The organism is Thalassobaculum litoreum DSM 18839, from assembly GCF_900102465.1.
Classification (GTDB): domain Bacteria; phylum Pseudomonadota; class Alphaproteobacteria; order Thalassobaculales; family Thalassobaculaceae; genus Thalassobaculum; species Thalassobaculum litoreum.
In genome coordinates, this window is record NZ_FNBW01000001.1 from 282,845 (window position 1) to 298,359 (window position 15,515).

Annotated in this window: 18 protein-coding genes; 16 read left to right on the forward strand and 2 right to left on the reverse strand. The window is 67.2% G+C overall.

All coding sequences use genetic code 11. The annotated features are described in order from the left end of the window. Positions 1 to 16: 16 nt before the first annotated feature. The 6 genes from nuoN (at position 17) to BLS34_RS01290 (ending at position 5,791) form a co-directional block, all read left to right on the forward strand. On the forward strand, positions 17 to 1,468 hold the full coding sequence (nuoN, locus tag BLS34_RS01265; protein ID WP_028794894.1) for an NADH-quinone oxidoreductase subunit NuoN: 1,452 nt from the start codon (positions 17 to 19) through the stop codon (positions 1,466 to 1,468). Between the two features lie 64 nt (positions 1,469 to 1,532). Beyond that, positions 1,533 to 2,351: a type III pantothenate kinase gene (locus BLS34_RS01270; RefSeq protein WP_028794893.1), complete on the forward strand. Its 819-nt coding sequence runs from the start codon at positions 1,533 to 1,535 to the stop codon at positions 2,349 to 2,351. Continuing rightward, complete coding sequence (locus BLS34_RS01275; protein ID WP_028794892.1) at positions 2,348 to 4,027, forward strand: ribonuclease J; 1,680 nt, start codon at positions 2,348 to 2,350, stop codon at positions 4,025 to 4,027. Before BLS34_RS01270 ends, BLS34_RS01275 begins: the two co-directional genes overlap by 4 nt. Positions 4,028 to 4,041: 14 nt before the next feature. Then, the gene (gene mce / locus BLS34_RS01280) at positions 4,042 to 4,446 is read left to right on the forward strand and encodes a methylmalonyl-CoA epimerase (protein WP_028794891.1); all 405 of its coding nucleotides are present in this window, start codon (positions 4,042 to 4,044) and stop codon (positions 4,444 to 4,446) included. 6 nt (positions 4,447 to 4,452) lie between these two features. After that, complete coding sequence (locus BLS34_RS01285) at positions 4,453 to 4,704, forward strand: DUF1467 family protein (protein WP_028794890.1); 252 nt, start codon at positions 4,453 to 4,455, stop codon at positions 4,702 to 4,704. A gap of 661 nt (positions 4,705 to 5,365) precedes the next feature. Continuing rightward, positions 5,366 to 5,791: a hypothetical protein gene (locus BLS34_RS01290; RefSeq protein WP_093147578.1), complete on the forward strand. Its 426-nt coding sequence runs from the start codon at positions 5,366 to 5,368 to the stop codon at positions 5,789 to 5,791. A gap of 136 nt (positions 5,792 to 5,927) precedes the next feature. On the opposite strand, the gene BLS34_RS01295 is transcribed toward BLS34_RS01290, so the two are convergent. Further along, positions 5,928 to 7,157 carry an acyl-CoA dehydrogenase gene (locus BLS34_RS01295; protein ID WP_093147581.1) on the reverse strand — a complete coding sequence of 410 codons (1,230 nt, stop codon included), beginning with the start codon at positions 7,155 to 7,157 and terminating at the stop codon, positions 5,928 to 5,930. Between the two features lie 80 nt (positions 7,158 to 7,237). Between BLS34_RS01295 and BLS34_RS01300 the strand changes: the two genes are divergently transcribed. Next, positions 7,238 to 7,441: a DUF6898 family protein gene (locus BLS34_RS01300; RefSeq protein ID WP_028794888.1), complete on the forward strand. Its 204-nt coding sequence runs from the start codon at positions 7,238 to 7,240 to the stop codon at positions 7,439 to 7,441. Between the two features lie 42 nt (positions 7,442 to 7,483). On the opposite strand, the gene BLS34_RS01305 is transcribed toward BLS34_RS01300, so the two are convergent. Further along, positions 7,484 to 7,933, reverse strand: a complete 450-nt coding sequence (locus BLS34_RS01305; protein WP_028794887.1) for a Ros/MucR family transcriptional regulator — start codon at positions 7,931 to 7,933, stop codon at positions 7,484 to 7,486. Between the two features lie 316 nt (positions 7,934 to 8,249). Between BLS34_RS01305 and rpiB the strand changes: the two genes are divergently transcribed. The 9 genes from rpiB to thiL all read left to right on the forward strand — a co-directional run bounded on the left by rpiB (position 8,250) and on the right by thiL (position 15,515). Beyond that, the gene (gene rpiB, locus BLS34_RS01310) at positions 8,250 to 8,699 is read left to right on the forward strand and encodes a ribose 5-phosphate isomerase B (RefSeq protein WP_028794886.1); all 450 of its coding nucleotides are present in this window, start codon (positions 8,250 to 8,252) and stop codon (positions 8,697 to 8,699) included. Positions 8,700 to 8,783: 84 nt separating this feature from the next. Further along, a complete protein-coding gene (glyA, locus tag BLS34_RS01315; protein WP_093147583.1) occupies positions 8,784 to 10,091 on the forward strand; it encodes a serine hydroxymethyltransferase in 1,308 nt (435 codons plus the stop codon). A 20-nt stretch (positions 10,092 to 10,111) separates the two neighbouring features. Beyond that, on the forward strand, positions 10,112 to 10,582 hold the full coding sequence (nrdR, locus tag BLS34_RS01320) for a transcriptional regulator NrdR (RefSeq protein WP_028794884.1): 471 nt from the start codon (positions 10,112 to 10,114) through the stop codon (positions 10,580 to 10,582). Positions 10,583 to 10,607: 25 nt separating this feature from the next. Then, a complete protein-coding gene (gene ribD, locus BLS34_RS01325) occupies positions 10,608 to 11,744 on the forward strand; it encodes a bifunctional diaminohydroxyphosphoribosylaminopyrimidine deaminase/5-amino-6-(5-phosphoribosylamino)uracil reductase RibD (protein ID WP_245701882.1) in 1,137 nt (378 codons plus the stop codon). A gap of 9 nt (positions 11,745 to 11,753) precedes the next feature. Further along, positions 11,754 to 12,383 (forward strand): riboflavin synthase, encoded by a 630-nt coding sequence (locus tag BLS34_RS01330; RefSeq protein ID WP_093147585.1) that lies wholly within the window; start codon positions 11,754 to 11,756, stop codon positions 12,381 to 12,383. Next, entirely contained in the window at positions 12,383 to 13,537 is a 1,155-nt protein-coding gene (gene ribB / locus BLS34_RS01335; RefSeq protein ID WP_093147587.1) for a 3,4-dihydroxy-2-butanone-4-phosphate synthase, read from the forward strand. The genes BLS34_RS01330 and ribB overlap by 1 nt, the downstream gene beginning before the upstream one ends. A gap of 16 nt (positions 13,538 to 13,553) precedes the next feature. Then, positions 13,554 to 14,000: a 6,7-dimethyl-8-ribityllumazine synthase gene (gene ribH, locus BLS34_RS01340; protein ID WP_028794881.1), complete on the forward strand. Its 447-nt coding sequence runs from the start codon at positions 13,554 to 13,556 to the stop codon at positions 13,998 to 14,000. Further along, positions 13,997 to 14,497: a transcription antitermination factor NusB gene (gene nusB / locus BLS34_RS01345; RefSeq protein ID WP_038014222.1), complete on the forward strand. Its 501-nt coding sequence runs from the start codon at positions 13,997 to 13,999 to the stop codon at positions 14,495 to 14,497. Before ribH ends, nusB begins: the two co-directional genes overlap by 4 nt. 25 nt (positions 14,498 to 14,522) lie before the next feature. Next, the gene (thiL, locus tag BLS34_RS01350; RefSeq protein WP_093147589.1) at positions 14,523 to 15,515 is read left to right on the forward strand and encodes a thiamine-phosphate kinase; all 993 of its coding nucleotides are present in this window, start codon (positions 14,523 to 14,525) and stop codon (positions 15,513 to 15,515) included.

Here is a 15,515-nt window from a genome sequence, read left to right on the forward strand (position 1 = left end):
GGCCGGGAGCACGGATATGGACGCGGCAACGACCCTTCCGATCATGGCGCCGGCCTCGGCGGAGATCTTCCTGGCCATCGCCGGCCTGGCGCTGCTCATGGTGGGCGTCTTCAAGGGCGAGAGCAGCCTGAAGATGCTGTCCTGGGCGACCATCGCGGCCCTGGCGGTCGCGGCCGTCCTGGTGGTGGTCAAGGGCGGGGAGGCGCTCGCCTTCCAGGGCCTGTTCGTCACGGACGGCTTCGCCCAGTACGCCAAGATCCTGATCCTGCTGGGATCGGCCTTCTCGATCGTCCTGTCGCTCGGCTATCTGGAGCGCGAGCAGGCGGGCCGGTTCGAGTATCCGGTGCTGATCCTGTTCGCCACGCTCGGCATGATGCTGATGGTCTCCGCCAAGGACCTGATCATGCTGTACATGGGCCTGGAGCTGCAGAGCCTGGCGCTCTACGTGGTCGCGTCGATCCGGCGCGACACGCTGAAATCCACCGAGGCGGGCCTGAAGTACTTCGTCCTCGGCGCGCTCAGCTCGGGCCTGCTGCTGTACGGCTGTTCGATGATCTACGGCTTCACCGGCACCACCAGCTTCGAGACCCTGGCCACGGTGCTGGGCACCGGCGCGGCGCCGTCGACCGGCCTGGTGGTCGGCCTGGTGTTCCTGGTCTGCGGCCTCGCCTTCAAGGTGTCCGCCGTGCCGTTCCACATGTGGACGCCGGATGTCTACGAAGGCGCACCGACGCCGGTGACCGCGCTGTTCGCCGTCGCCCCGAAGGTCGCCGCCATCGCCCTGTTCCTGCGTGTGATGGTCGATCCGTTCGGCGACCTGCTGGCCTCCTGGCAGCAGGTGGTGGTGTTCGTCTCGCTCGCCTCCATGGTGGTCGGCGCGCTCGCCGCGATCATGCAGAGCAACATCAAGCGCCTGATGGCCTACAGCTCGATCGGCCATATGGGTTACGCCCTGGTCGGTCTGGCCGCCGGTACCGAAGCCGGGGTGACGGGCGTCATGATCTACATGGCGACCTATATCTTCATGAATGTCGGCACCTTCGCCGTCATCCTCGGCATGCGCCGCGACGGCCGCCTGGTGGAGAGCCTGTCGGATCTCGCCGGCCTGTCGCGCACCCATCCGATGATGGCCCTGGCGCTGATGATCTTCATGTTCTCCATGGCGGGCATCCCGCCGCTCGCCGGCTTCTTCGGCAAGTGGTACGTGTTCATGGCGGCGCTCGATGCCGGTCTCTACGGCCTCGCCGTGGTCGGCGTCCTGGCCAGCGTGATCGGCGCGTTCTACTATCTGCGGATCGTGAAGATCATGTATTTCGACGAGGCGGAGCAGCCGCTCGACGGAGCGGTGGCCGGCGACCTGCGGTTGATCCTGTACGGTTCGGCGGTGGTCACGGTGCTGTTCTTCCTCGGCCTGTCGCCGATCTACGATACCGCCGCCGCCGCCGCCGCCAGCCTGATCGGGGCCTAGACCCTGCCGGATGCGCGGCGATCCGGTAAACGGCCCGGTAACTAGCCATGGCCGGGAATGACAGATGCTGCTGGTGATCGACTGCGGCAACACCAACACGGTGTTCGCCGTCTATGAAGACGGGCGCGAGGAGCCGATCGGCTCCTGGCGCACCTCGACCAACGCGGACCGCACGGCGGACGAGTACGCCGTGTGGCTGACCCAGCTCATGGCGCTGGACGCGCTCAATACCGGTGGTATCGACAGCGTGATCATCGCCACGGTGGTGCCGGCCACGCTGTTCAACCTGAAGACCCTGTGCCGCAAGCATTTCGGCATCGACCCGATGGTGATCGGACAGAGCCCGACCGAGATCGGCATCGAGGTCCGGATCGACCGGCCGGAAGAGGTCGGAGCGGACCGGGTGGTCAATGCGGTCGCGGCACACAAGTTGTATGGCGGGCCGCTGATCGTCGTGGATTTCGGCACGGCCACCACCTTCGACGTGGTGGAGGACGACGGCGGCTATGCCGGCGGCATCATCTGCCCGGGCATCAACCTGAGCCTAGAGGCGCTCTACATGGCCGCCGCCCAGCTTCCCCGGGTGGCGATCCGGCCGCCGGAGCGCATGCCCGGCGACAACGACCCGGTCCGGGTGATCGGCAAGAACACGCGCGCCGCCATGCATTCCGGGATCTTCTGGGGATATGTGGCGATGATCGAGGGTCTGGTCGCGCGGATCCGCACCGAGTACGGCCGGCCCATGAAGGTGGTCGGCACCGGGGGCCTGGCGGCGCTGTTCGCCGACTGGACCTCGGCCATCGAAATCGTGGACGACGACCTGACATTGGCGGGATTGCGCATGATACACGACAAGAACCGGGGGCAGACGGGAGCCGCATGACCCTGAAGCTCAACCCCAACGACGACGACCTCTACTTCCTGCCGCTGGGCGGGTCCGACGAGATCGGGATGAACGTCAACCTGTACGGCTATGCCGGACAGTGGCTGATGGTCGATCTCGGCATCACCTTCGGCGACGACACCACGCCGGGCGTGGACGTCATCCTGCCGGACATCTCCGCCATCGAGGCCCAGAAGGACAAGCTCTGCGGTCTGCTGCTGACCCATGGTCACGAAGACCATATCGGCGCGGTGCCGTATCTGTGGGAGCGGCTGGGCTGCCCGATCTACTGCACGCCCTTCACCGCCTCCCTGGTGCGGCGCAAGTTGATCGATGCCGGGCTTCTGGAGAAGGTGGAGCTGATCGAGATCCCGGTCGCCGGTTCGGCGGTCATTGGCCCGTTTGAGATCGAGATGATTCGGGTCACCCATTCGATCCCCGAGCCGAACATGATCGTCCTGCGCTGCGGTGCCGGCACGGTCGTGCACAGCGGCGACTGGAAGTTCGATCCCACGCCGTTCATCGGCGGGCCGACCGATTTCGACGCGATCCGCGCCGTGGGCGAGGAGGGGGTGCTGGCGCTGATGGGCGACAGCACCAACGTCTTCGTGCCCGGCCGCACCGGGTCGGAGGCCGAGGTCCGCATGGCCATGACCGAGCTGTTCGCCCAGTACGACGGGCAGGGACGGATCGCGGTCGCCTGCTTCGCCTCCAACGTGGCGCGGCTGGAGAGCATCGCCATGGCGGCGGCCGCCAACGACCGGCAGTGTGCCCTGATCGGCCGCTCCCTGTGGCGGATGCACGACGCGGCCAAGGAGAACGGCTATCTGCAGGACGCCCCGGCCTTCGTGAAGGAGGACGAGGCAGGCTATTTCCCGGAGGACAAGATCGTCCTGATCTGCACCGGCAGCCAGGGCGAGTCCCGGGCCGCCCTGTCGCGGATCTCCGACGGCGCCCATCCGCACGTCTCCCTGGGCGAGGGCGACATCTGCATCTTCTCCTCGCGCCAGATCCCCGGCAACGAGCGGGCCATCGGCCGGGTGCAGAACCGGCTCGCCGCCCGCGGGGTGGAGATCATCACCACCGAGGACCAGCCCGGCATCCACGTCTCCGGCCACCCGGCCCGCGAGGAGCTGGCCGAGATGTACCAGATGCTGCGCCCGCAGATCGCGATCCCGGTGCATGGCGATGCCCGCCACCTGCGCGAGCACGCGCGGCTGGCCAAGGCCTGCCAGGTGCCGGAGACCGTGGTGCCGTCCAACGGCAGCCTGATCCGGCTCGCCTCCGGCCATGCCGAGATCGTGGAATGGGTGGAGGGCAAGGGCGCCCAGGTGGTCGATGACGGCCAGATCCTCGGCCTGCAGTCCGAAACCTTGCGCGACCGGCGGCGAATGCTGCACAACGGGGCGGCGACGGTCACCCTGGTGCTGGACGCCAAGGGCAACCTTCAGGCGGATCCGGTCGTCTCCCTGGTCGGCATCGCCGATCCCGAGGATGCCGAGGACGTCGCCCTGGACGCCGCCGACGCCCTGCAGGAGACCCTGCGCAAGCTGTCCAACCGCGACCGGCGCGAGGACGATGCCGTGCGCGAGGCGGCCCGGCGCATGGTGCGGCGCATCGTGCGCGACGAGTTCAACAAGCGCCCGGTGACCGACGTCCATATCGTGAGGATCTGACGGAGCCCGAGACTATGATCGGCCGATTGAACCACGTCGCCATCGCCGTTCCCGACCTGGAGGCGGCGACCGCCACCTATCGCGACACCCTGGGGGCGGCCGTCTCGCAGCCCCTGGAGCTGCCGGAGCACGGCGTGACCGTGGTCTTCGTCGAGCTGCCGAACACCAAGATCGAGCTGCTGCATCCCCTGGGCGACGGCTCGCCGATCACCGGCTTCCTGGAGAAGAACGCGTCCGGCGGCATCCACCACGTCTGCTACGAGGTGGACGACATCCTGGCAGCGCGCGACCGGCTGAAGGCCGACGGCGCCCGGGTGCTGGGCGACGGCGAGCCGAAGACCGGCGCCCACGGCAAGCCGGTGCTGTTTCTGCACCCCAAGGACTTCGCCGGGACCCTGGTCGAACTCGAGCAGGTCTGAGCCCCCATGGATCTGGTCTCCGGAATTGTCGTCTACGTCATTCTGTGGTGGTGGGTGCTGTTCATGGCCCTGCCGGTCGGCGTGCGCCGCGACGACGCCGTGCAGCCGGGCAACGACGCCGGTGCGCCGAAGAAGCCGATGCTGGCGATCAAGCTCGTCGCCACGACGCTGATCGCCGCGGTCCTGTGGGTCATCATCGACCAGATCATCCGCTCCGATCTGATCTCGTTCCGCGAGATGATCAAGGACTGGATGTGAGGGCAGGGGCGGCCCGGTCGCCGCACCTCCGCCACTCCTCCGCCGCTGCTCCTCCGCCGCTGCTCCTCCGCCGCTGCCGTCCTCCCGTGTCCTCCTGCCGTCTTCCCGACCTTGCGCCGGGATCCAGGGTGACCGCTTGCGGGACCGACTCACGACTTTTTAAGACGATCCAGCCGCTCCTTTTCCGGGTCCCGGCGCGAGGCCGGGAAGACGGGAAGGGGAAGAAGGCCGCGGTTGCAGCGCGGAAACATGCTGCGGTGCACAAGACTGTGCCAAATGCCCGCTTCTAAAAGTGACAATTGCCTAAAAAATGCACACCTGCATGATTTTTGCCAAAAAAAAGAGCGGCTGAGGCGATAAAGCCTTGCCACTCCCTTTGGTCAGGACTATTTTCCTGACTGTGATCGTTGGCGATCACATACGCCTGATGGCGTTTCCTCCCTAAACTCGGGCCGTGCCGGCTACGCCGGTGCGGTCTTTTCTTTGCCCGCGAAAGATAGGGGATCGCACCGGGCGCGTCGACCAAAAAAAGTCATTTGCGGACAATTTTTGAACACGTTCGCATCCTAACGAGTATGTTTGTATCTCGCAGTTAGGAGAACCGGTCATGGACGCGCGTCACTTTACGTTCCGAAGGTCGCCGGATCGCGCGAGGCACCGGGTGCTGGCCGCCACCATCGGTTTTTGTGCTGTGTTCGTCCTCGAAGCGGCCGGCGATTCGACCGTCCGCGCCTCCACCATCACCGTGACCGCGACCGACTGCCAGCGGCTGGTGCGCCATCAGCCGAGCGCCGACGTGGCCTATAAGCCCGGCGTCGATGTGAACGGCAATGCCGTCGCGCCCGCCGACCTTCCGGGCTCCGTGACGATCAAGACTCCGACCGAGGTGACCTTCGACGTCACCTACGACCTGCTGTCGAATTACGGGGTGGCGTCCGACACGCCGTTGGCCCCTCGGGGCCAGGCGGTGGTGGGGACGGTGAAGTACGATCTGCTGTCCGGCGCCCTGACCTTCAACGGCGAGCGTCTCGACAATGGGGAAGCCGCCGCCCTGGCCGATCTCTGCCGGGCGGCGGAGGCGCAGTAGCCAACCATCCCGTCATCCTGACGCAAGTCAGGATCGAGCCTCTGACGGTACCGGCACTCCCAGTCATTCTGACGCAAGTCAGGATGACGTCATGGGGAGGGCCCCGCGGCGGCGGAGCCCTCCCTGGACGTCTGCCTTACCCGGTAAACGCCTGCAGGCCGGTCTGGGCGCGGCCCAGGATCAGGGCGTGCACGTCGTGGGTGCCTTCGTAGGTGTTCACGGCCTCCAGATTGAGCACGTGGCGGATCACGCCGTACTCGTCGGAGATGCCGTTGCCGCCGTGCATGTCGCGGGCCATGCGGGCGATGTCCAGCGCCTTGCCGCAGGAATTGCGCTTGGCCAGCGAGATCGCCTCCGGCGCGCCGCGGCCCTGGTCCAGCAGCTGGCCCAGGCGCAGGCAGGCCTGCAGGCCGATCGTGATCTCGGTCTGCATGTCCGCCAGCTTCTTCTGGATCAGCTGGTTGGCGGCCAGCGGCCGGCCGAACTGGGTGCGCTCCATGGTGTAGTCTCGCGCCGCGTGCCAGCAGGCCTCGGCCGCGCCCAGCGCGCCCCAGGAGATGCCGTAGCGTGCCTTGTTCAGGCAGCCGAACGGGCCGCCCAGGCCGGAGATGTTCGGCAGCAGGTTCTCGTCGGGGACGAAGACCCCGTCCATCACGATCTCGCCGGTGATGGAGGCGCGCAGGCTGAACTTGCCCTCGATCTTCGGGGCCGACAGACCCTCCATGCCCTTCTCGAGCACGAAGCCGCGGATCTTGCCGTCCTCGGTCTTGCCCCAGATCACGAACACGTCGGCGATCGGCGAGTTGGTGATCCACATCTTGGCGCCGGACACCTTGTAGCCGCCGTCGACCTTCACCGCGCGGGTCTTCATACCGCCCGGATCGGAGCCGTGATCCGGCTCGGTCAGGCCGAAGCAGCCGACCCACTCGCCGCTGGCGAGCTTCGGCAGGTACTTCTTGCGCTGCTCCTCGGAGCCGTAGGTGTAGATCGGGTGCATGACCAGGCTGGACTGCACGGACATCGCCGAGCGGTAGCCGGAATCGACGCGCTCGACCTCGCGGGCGATCAGGCCGTAGCAGACGTGGTTCACGCCGGCGCCGCCGTATTCCTCGGGGATGGTCGCGCCGAGCAGACCCAGCGCGCCCATTTCGGTCATGATGTCCCGGTCGAAGGTCTCGTGGCGGAAACCTTCGGTCACGCGCGGCAGGAGCTTCTCCTGGCAGTAGTCCCGCGCGGAGTCTCGGATCATGCGCTCTTCTTCGGTGAGCTGGTCCTCCAGAAGGAGCGGATCATCCCAGACGAAATCGGGACGCTTCTTGATGTCGGATGCCGGCTTGTCAGCGTCGGCGGCGACGGGCGGGGCCATGTCGATCTACCTCGTAATCTTGGTTCGTTCGTTCTTATATACGGCGGCAATGCGTAGCGTCCAAACATCCAGAGACGAGAATGCCCCCTAGAAACGACAATCGAGTGATTCTGGAGTTCATTTCGCGGGGCGCCTACGTGAAGGTGAGCGCCATCGATCCGGTTACGGGTACCGAGGTCTCGATCGTCGGCGATCCGACGCGCGGCGAGGCGGCCCTGCGCCAGCTGGCGATCCGCAAGCTGGAATACGTGATGAACAAGCAAAAGAAAGACGGCCGCCGGTAAGCCGACGGCCGTCCACTATTCGAAAAATCGAAAAGTCGGCGGTTACGCGCTCTTGCGACGCCCCCCGCGGCGGGAGGTCTGACGGCCGAGGCCGATCTTCTTGGCGAACTCCGAGCGCTGAGCCGCGTAGTTCGGCGCCACCATCGGATAATCGGCCGGCAGCCCCCACTTCGCCCGATAATCCTCTGGAGTCATGTCGTAGGTGGTGCGCAGGTGACGCTTCAGCATCTTCAACTGCTTGCCATCTTCCAGGCAAACGATGTAATCCGGCGTCACCGACTTCTTGATCGGAACGGCAGGCTTCAGCGGCTCCGGCTCCGGCTCGCCGCCACCCTCATTCAGATTGTTGAGCGCATCGTGAACCGTATTGATCACCTCCGCGATTTGATTGGAGGCGACCGAGTTGTTGCTCAGATAAGCCGCGACGACCTGGGTCGTCATTTCGATCATCGATTTACCGGCGGCTGTTTCAGTCTTGGCGTCTTCGCTCATTGAAAAGCTCAATTTTGTGGGGAACATTGCATAACAGATGTGCTGACACAGGCGACAAGGCAAGTCAATACATTCTGCAAGAATTTCAGTGACTAACTTTAAGTATGGGACAGCACTTATTGCACGGCTGTTGAAATAATTTCCCCATGAAATTTGTCATTGAAGGGAAAGTCGGTCGGGATCGCGCGTGTTGCGCCAGAAGCTGGGCAGATGGTGAAAACTCACAGGATTTCAATACCGAGTCGTGCCAGCTTTTGTGGCATCGCACCGGCAAGTTGGCTTATATAGGGACGAACCTGCCCCGGAGCCTTCGACTATGACCTCTGCCGCGATCGCCATTGCGTCCGATCATGCCGGTTATCCGCTGAAGACCGACCTCGTGGATTTTCTGCGCGAGAAAGGATTCGAGGTGCTGGATCTCGGGACGGACGGCGCGGCGTCGGTTGATTATCCGGATTTCGCCGTCGAGATGGCCCGCGCCCTGAAGGACGGAACCGCGTCCCGCGGCGTGCTGGTCTGCGGCACCGGCCTTGGAATCAGCATCGCCGCCAACAGATATCCCTGGGTGCGCGCCGCCATGTGCCACGATGTAACCACCGCGCGGCTGTGCCGGGAGCATAACGATGCCAACGTGATCGCCCTGGGCGGGCGGCTGCTCGGCGTCGAGGTTGCCCGGGACTGCCTGCAAACGTTTCTTACCACCGACTTCGGCGGCGACCGCCACACCAGGCGGGTCGGCAAGATGACCAATCCGCCGGAACTGTAAGGCGCCGCCGCCATCGGCCCCGAGCCGGGCGACAACCGCCACCACCTGACACCAGACTGAGGTCCGAAGGAGACCGATCTCTTCATGACCCTCGCCAATGATCTTCACACCAATGCCGAAACCTTTTTCGGCGCCTCCCTGGCCGAGAGCGATGCCGAGCTGCTCGGCTCGATCACCAAGGAGCTGCACCGACAGCAGTCCCAGATCGAGCTGATCGCCTCGGAGAACATCGTCTCCCGCGCCGTGCTGGAGGCCCAGGGCTCGGTTCTCACCAACAAGTACGCCGAAGGCTATCCGGGCCGGCGCTACTACGGCGGCTGCGAGTTCGTGGACATCGCCGAGCAGCTCGCCATCGACCGGGCCAAGAAGCTGTTCGACTGCCCGTTCGTCAACGTGCAGCCCCATTGCGGGGCGTCCGCCAACCAGGCGGTGTTCCTGGCCCTGCTGAAGCCGGGCGACACGATTCTCGGCATGTCGCTGGACGCCGGCGGTCACCTGACCCATGGCGCGAAGCCGAACCTGTCGGGCAAGTGGTTCAACGCCATCGGCTACGGCGTGACCAAGGAAGCCGGCACGATCGACTACGATCAGGTCGAGGCGCTGGCCAAGGAGCACAAGCCGGCTCTGATCATCGCCGGCGGCTCGGCCTATCCGCGCGAGATCGACTTCGTGCGCTTCCGCCAGATCGCCGACGGCGTCGGCGCGCTGTTCATGGTCGACATGGCGCATTTCGCCGGCCTGGTCGCCGGCGGCGTGCTGCCGAGCCCGCTGCCCCATGCCGATGTGGTGACCACGACCACCCACAAGACCCTGCGCGGCCCGCGCGGCGGCATGATCCTGTCGCGCGACGAGGATATCGGCAAGAAGATCAACTCCGCCGTCTTCCCCGGTCTGCAGGGCGGTCCGCTGATGCATGTGATCGCGGCCAAGGCGGTCGCCTTCGGCGAGGCGCTGCGTCCCGAGTTCAAGGCCTATGCCCAGGCCGTGGTCGACAACGCCAAGGCGCTGGCCGAGGTGCTGAAGGGCCGGGGCCTGGATATCGTCTCCGGCGGCACCGACAGCCACCTGATGCTGGTCGACCTGCGGCCCAAGGGGCTGACCGGCCGCGATACCGAGCACGCCCTGGAGCGCGCCGGCATCACCTGCAACAAGAACGGCGTGCCGTTCGACCCGCAGAAGCCGATGATCACCTCCGGCGTGCGCCTGGGCACCCCGGCCGGCACCACCCGCGGTTTCGGCGTGGCCGAGTTCCGACAGGTCGGCGAGCTGATCGGCGACGTGCTGGACGGTCTGGCGCGCAACCCGGAGGGCGACGGCCAGGTCGAGGCCCAGGTCCGGGCCAAGGTCGAGGCGTTGTGCAACCGCTTCCCGATCTATCCGGGCGCGGCCTGAGCGAGTGAGGGAGTAGAGGCATGCGCTGTCCGTTCTGCGGTAACGACGACACCCAGGTGAAGGACTCGCGTCCCACCGAGGACAACACCGCCATAAGGCGCCGCCGGTTCTGCCCGGAATGCAGCGCCCGCTTCACCACGTTCGAGCGGGTGCAGCTTCGCGAGCTGACGGTGGTCAAGAAGACGGGCAAGCGCGCGCCCTTCGACCGGGACAAGCTGGCGCGGTCGATCCAGATCGCCCTGCGCAAGCGGCCGGTCGATCCCGAGCGCATAGAGCGTCTGGTGACCGGTATCGTCCGGCGCCTGGAGAGCATGGGCGAGAGCGAGATCCCGTCCGAGGTCATCGGCGAGATGGTCATGGACGCGCTCGCCAATGTGGACCCGGTCGCCTATGTGCGCTTCGCCTCGGTCTACAAGAATTTCCGCGAGGCGAAGGACTTCGAGAACTTCGTCGAGGAAATTCAGAGCGGCGGCAACTACAACGACGACTGACCGCCGAAAGGCAGGGCGGTCCGCCATGACCTCCGTATCCACCATCACCGCATCCACCATCACCGCAGCCGACCGCGCCTTCATGGCGGTCGCGCTGCGGCTCGCCCGGCGCGGGCTCGGGCGCACGGCGGAGAACCCCTCCGTCGGCTGCGTCCTGGTCCGTGACGGCGAGATCGTCGCCCGCGCCCGGACCTCCGACGGCGGCCGACCCCATGCCGAGGCCAATGCCCTGGCGATGGCGGGCGAGGCGGCGCGGGGGGCGACGGCCTATGTCACCCTGGAGCCCTGCGCCCATTGGGGCCGAACGCCGCCCTGTTCCAACGCGCTGATCGAGGCCGGCGTCGCCCGGGTCGTGGTCGCCGTGGAGGATCCGGACCCCCGGGTCGACGGCGGCGGGCTGGCGATGCTGCGCGCGGCCGGGATCGCGGTGGTGACCGGCGTGGAGACCGCCGCCGCCGAGGCCGGGCTCGCCGGATATCTGTCGCGCACCCGCATCGGCCGGCCGACGGTCACCCTGAAGCTCGCCACCAGCCTGGACGGCCGCATCGCCACCGCCACCGGCGCCAGCCGATGGATCACCGGGCCGCAGGCACGGGCATGCGGCCACCTGATGCGGGCGCGCCACGACGCCATCCTGGTCGGCGCCGGCACCGCCACGGCCGACGATCCGGCGTTGACCTGCCGTCTGCCGGGGCTGGAGGCGCAGTCGCCGGTGCGGGTGGTGCTCGACAGCGGGCTCGCCCTGTCGCGATCCGCCCGCCTCGTCGCCACCGCCGCGCAGACCCCGACCTGGGTGATCTGCGGGCAGGGGGCGCCATCGGACCGGCGCGGCGCTCTGGAGGCGCGGGGCGTGGCGGTGATCCCCGTCGCCACCGCCCCTGACGGCCGCCCCGAGATCCACGCGGCTCTGGCCGCCCTGGGCGAACGGGGCATCAACAGCGTTCTGGTGGAGGGGGGAGCCGCCGTGGCGGCAGCTTTTCTGAAGGCCGACGCTGTCGATACCCTGGCCCTGTTCCGTGCGCCGGTGGCCATCGGCGGCGACGGAAGAGCCGCGTTGGACGGGCTTTCGGTCGCCGATCTGGACGGCGCGCCGCGATTCCGGTCGGACGGGATCGAGTGTCTTGGTGCAGATACTCTGGAAACTCTGCGCCGACGGACATAGGTTGCGGCCATGTTCACAGGCATCATCACAGATATCGGCCGCGTGCGGTCGGTCGAGCAGCGCGGCGACACGCGCTTCGTCATCGCCACCGGCTACGCCATGGACAGCGTCGATATCGGCGCGTCCATCGCCTGCGGCGGCGCCTGTCTGACCGTTGTCGAGAAGACTGCCGACAGCTTTTCCGTCGACGTCTCCGCCGAGACCCTGTCGAAGACCACGCTCGGCACCTGGGTCGAGGGCACGCCGATCAACCTGGAGCGCTCGCTGACCCTGGGCTCCGAACTGGGCGGCCACCTGGTCACCGGCCACGTGGACGGGATGGCCAGGCTGGTCGCCGTCGGTCGCGACGGGGACAGCCACCGGCTGTCGGTGGAGGCGCCGGAGGGACTGGAGGGCTTCGTCGCCACCAAGGGCTCGGTCTGCCTCGACGGCGTGTCGCTGACCGTGAACGCGGTTCAGGGCCGGCGTTTCGAGCTCAACCTGATCCCCCATACCTGGGATCACACCACCTTCCGCGAGCGGTCCGTCGGGGACAATTTGAACATGGAAGTGGATCTTCTTGCGCGGTACGTTGCGCGCCTCGCCGAGACCGGGACGGTGCCCGTCTCGTCGCTGATCAGCCGAACGAATGGATCGTGATGTCCGAGCAGCAACCGCACTCCCTGTCGGAGGTCTATACCGGCGCGCTCTCCTCCATCGAGGAAGTCGTCGAGGAGGCCCGCTCCGGACGGATGTTCATCCTGGTCGACGACGAGAACCGGGAGAACGAAGGCGATATCTGCGTGGTCGCCCAGATGGCCACGCCGGAAGTCGTCAACTTCATGGCCAAGCACGCCCGCGGGCTAATCTGCCTGTCGCTGACCCGCGACCGGATCGACAAGCTCGGCCTGCCGCTGATGTCGTCGCGCAACGAGACCCGGCACGAGACCGCCTTCACCGTCTCCATCGAGGCGCGCGAGGGGGTGACCACCGGCATCTCGGCCCATGACCGCGCCCATACCATTCAGGTCGCCATCGACCCGCAGCGCGGCCGCGAGGACATCGTCACGCCGGGCCACGTCTTCCCGCTGATGGCGCGCGAGGGCGGCACACTGGTGCGCGCTGGCCATACCGAGGCGGTGGTCGACATCGCCCGCATGGCCGGGCTGAACCCGTCCGGCGTGATCTGCGAGATCATGAACGACGACGGCACCATGGCGCGGCTGCCGGATCTGGTGCAGTTCGCCCAATTCCACAACTTGAAGATCGCCACGATCGCCGACCTTATCGCCTATCGCCGGCGCACCGAGAGCGTCGTCGACCGCGCGGTGGAGACCACCCTGCGCAGCAAGTTCGGCGGCGACTGGCGGATGATCGTCTACACCAACAAGGTGACCTATGCCGAGCATGTGGTCCTGGTGAAGGGCGACATCACCACCAAGGACCCGGTGCTGGTGCGCATGCACGCGCTGAACGTGCTGGACGACGTGCTGGGCGACGACAGCGGCAAGCGCGGCGGCACCCTGGGGTCGGCCATGAAGCTGATCGGCGAGGCCGGCCGCGGCGTGGTCGTGCTGATCCGCGAGCCGAGCGCCACCTCCCTGTCCGACCGGGTGCGCGACAAGCTGCGCGCCGAGGCGGAGGGGCGGGTGCCCCATGCCGAGCTGCGCGACTACGGCGTCGGCGCCCAGATCCTGCTGGACCTTGGCATCCACGAGATGGTGCTGCTGTCCAACACCAAACGAACCATCATCGGGCTCGACGGATACGGCCTCAGCGTCGTCGAACAGCGCCCGATCCCCGTCGACGTGTGAGAAGAAGAAGAAGACCATGCCCCGAGTCCTGATCGTTGAAGCCAGGTTTTACGAGGACATCGCCGACGAGCTCGTCCGCGGCGCCGTCCAGCACCTGGAGGCCGCCGGCGTCGAGTACGACCGGGTGACCGTGCCGGGCGCCTTCGAGATCCCGGCGGCGATCTCCATGGCCCATCAGGGTTCGATGAAGGGCGGGGCTGCCTATGATGGCTACATCGCGCTCGGCTGCGTGATCCGGGGCGAGACCACCCATTACGACTATGTCTGCGGCGAGAGTGCGCGCGGGCTGATGGAGCTGTCCGTCCGCGAGAACCTGGCGATCGGCTACGGGATCCTGACGGTCGAGAACGGGGATCAGGCCTGGGCGCGCGCCCGGGTCGAGACCGGCAAGAACAAGGGCCGGGACGCCGCCGAGGCCTGCCTGGCGATGGTGTCCCTACGCCATCAGTTCGGCCTGTCATGAGCGAGTCGGACAAATCCGCCAGGCACGGCCGCGGCAAGACCGTCGCCCGCCGTCTCGCCCGTCTCGCCGCGGCGCAGGCGCTTTATGAGATCGAGGTCGCCTCGGCGTCGCCGCACGAGGTGGTGCCGTCCTTCGTCTCCCGCGGTTTCAGCGGCATCGTCGACGATGCCGAGTCGCGCCCGGTGGACGCGCTGTTCTTCGAGAAGCTGGTGCTGGGCACGGTCGGGGACACGCCGACCATCGACCCGATGCTCACCAATGCCCTGGAGCCGGAGTTCAAGCTCGGCCGCCTGGAGGTGCTGCTGCGCGCCATCCTGCGCCTGGGCGCCTATGAGCTGCTGTCCTTCGGCGATGTCCCGGCCAAGGTGGTGATCACCGAATACGTGGAACTGGGCCGCGATTTCTTCTCCGGCCGCGAGCCGGCGCTCGTGAACGCGGTCCTCGACCGGCTTGCGCGCCTGCTGCGCGAGGGCGAGATCGCCGACCGGACCGACTGAGCGCGCGCATGGGGACGGCCCGGCCATGACCGAGGATTCCGAAGCGCTCGGCGAATTCGACCGGATCGCGCGGTTCTTCGCGCCGCTGGCAAAGGACGCGCCGGGCGCGTTCGGGCTGACCGACGACGCCGCCGCCCTGCCGCCCCTGGCCGAAGGGCAGGAATGGGTGGTGACGGTCGACGCCCTGGTCTCCGCCGTCCACTTCCTGCCGGACGATCCACCGGAGCTGGTGGCCCGCAAGGCGTTGCGGGTGAACCTTTCGGATCTGGCCGCCATGGGCGCGGTGCCGTACGGCTATACCCTGGCGCTCGCCCTGCCCAAGGACATGGCGGAGCCGCAGCGCTGGCTGGCGGCGTTCTCCCGCGGCCTCGCGGCCGACCAGGCGGAGTTCGGCATCCACCTGCTGGGCGGCGACAGCGTCTCCACCCCCGGACCCGTCACCCTGTCGATCACCGCCTTCGGACGGGGGCCGCGCGACGGCGTGCTGCGCCGCTCGGGCGCCGCTCCCGGTCAGGACGTCTGGGTCAGCGGCACCATCGGCGACGGCGCGCTCGGCCTGCGGGTGGCCCAGGGCCTGCTGTCCGGCCGGTTCGCCGACCTGGCGGACCGCTACCGCCTGCCGGCACCGCGCGTGACGCTGGGCCCCCGGCTGGCAGGCCTCGCGACCGCGGCCCTGGACGTCTCCGACGGTCTGGTGCAGGACGCCGGCCATATCGCCACCCATTCCGGCTGCCGTCTGGTGATCGAGGCGCCCCTGGTTCCGATCTCCGCCTCGGTGGCCGATCTGGTCAGCGACGATCCCGATCTGTTCGCCGAGGTGCTGACCGGCGGCGACGATTACGAGCTGCTGTTCACCGCCGCTCCGGAGGCCGCCGACGCGATCGAGGCGGCCGGCCGCGAGGCGGGCGTATCCGTCACCCGTATCGGTCGGGTACAGTCCGGCGCCGGAGTCGAGGTCCTCGATCATCACGGTGCCCCGCTCGACGGCCTGACCGCCCGGGGCTGGCGTCACTTCTGA

Excerpts from the sequence above, each read along its gene's own strand:
- nuoN (WP_028794894.1), top strand. The coding sequence starts at position 17 with ATGGACGCGGCAACGACCCTTCCGATCATGGCGCCGGCCTCGGCGGAG.
- BLS34_RS01270 (WP_028794893.1), top strand. The coding sequence starts at position 1,533 with ATGCTGCTGGTGATCGACTGCGGCAACACCAACACGGTGTTCGCCGTC.
- BLS34_RS01275 (WP_028794892.1), top strand. The coding sequence starts at position 2,348 with ATGACCCTGAAGCTCAACCCCAACGACGACGACCTCTACTTCCTGCCG.
- mce (WP_028794891.1), top strand. The coding sequence starts at position 4,042 with ATGATCGGCCGATTGAACCACGTCGCCATCGCCGTTCCCGACCTGGAG.
- BLS34_RS01285 (WP_028794890.1), top strand. The coding sequence starts at position 4,453 with ATGGATCTGGTCTCCGGAATTGTCGTCTACGTCATTCTGTGGTGGTGG.
- BLS34_RS01295 (WP_093147581.1), bottom strand. The coding sequence starts at position 7,157 with ATGGCCCCGCCCGTCGCCGCCGACGCTGACAAGCCGGCATCCGACATC.
- BLS34_RS01300 (WP_028794888.1), top strand. The coding sequence starts at position 7,238 with ATGCCCCCTAGAAACGACAATCGAGTGATTCTGGAGTTCATTTCGCGG.
- BLS34_RS01305 (WP_028794887.1), bottom strand. The coding sequence starts at position 7,933 with ATGAGCGAAGACGCCAAGACTGAAACAGCCGCCGGTAAATCGATGATC.
- rpiB (WP_028794886.1), top strand. The coding sequence starts at position 8,250 with ATGACCTCTGCCGCGATCGCCATTGCGTCCGATCATGCCGGTTATCCG.
- glyA (WP_093147583.1), top strand. The coding sequence starts at position 8,784 with ATGACCCTCGCCAATGATCTTCACACCAATGCCGAAACCTTTTTCGGC.
- nrdR (WP_028794884.1), top strand. The coding sequence starts at position 10,112 with ATGCGCTGTCCGTTCTGCGGTAACGACGACACCCAGGTGAAGGACTCG.
- ribD (WP_245701882.1), top strand. The coding sequence starts at position 10,608 with ATGACCTCCGTATCCACCATCACCGCATCCACCATCACCGCAGCCGAC.
- BLS34_RS01330 (WP_093147585.1), top strand. The coding sequence starts at position 11,754 with ATGTTCACAGGCATCATCACAGATATCGGCCGCGTGCGGTCGGTCGAG.
- ribB (WP_093147587.1), top strand. The coding sequence starts at position 12,383 with ATGTCCGAGCAGCAACCGCACTCCCTGTCGGAGGTCTATACCGGCGCG.
- ribH (WP_028794881.1), top strand. The coding sequence starts at position 13,554 with ATGCCCCGAGTCCTGATCGTTGAAGCCAGGTTTTACGAGGACATCGCC.
- nusB (WP_038014222.1), top strand. The coding sequence starts at position 13,997 with ATGAGCGAGTCGGACAAATCCGCCAGGCACGGCCGCGGCAAGACCGTC.
- thiL (WP_093147589.1), top strand. The coding sequence starts at position 14,523 with ATGACCGAGGATTCCGAAGCGCTCGGCGAATTCGACCGGATCGCGCGG.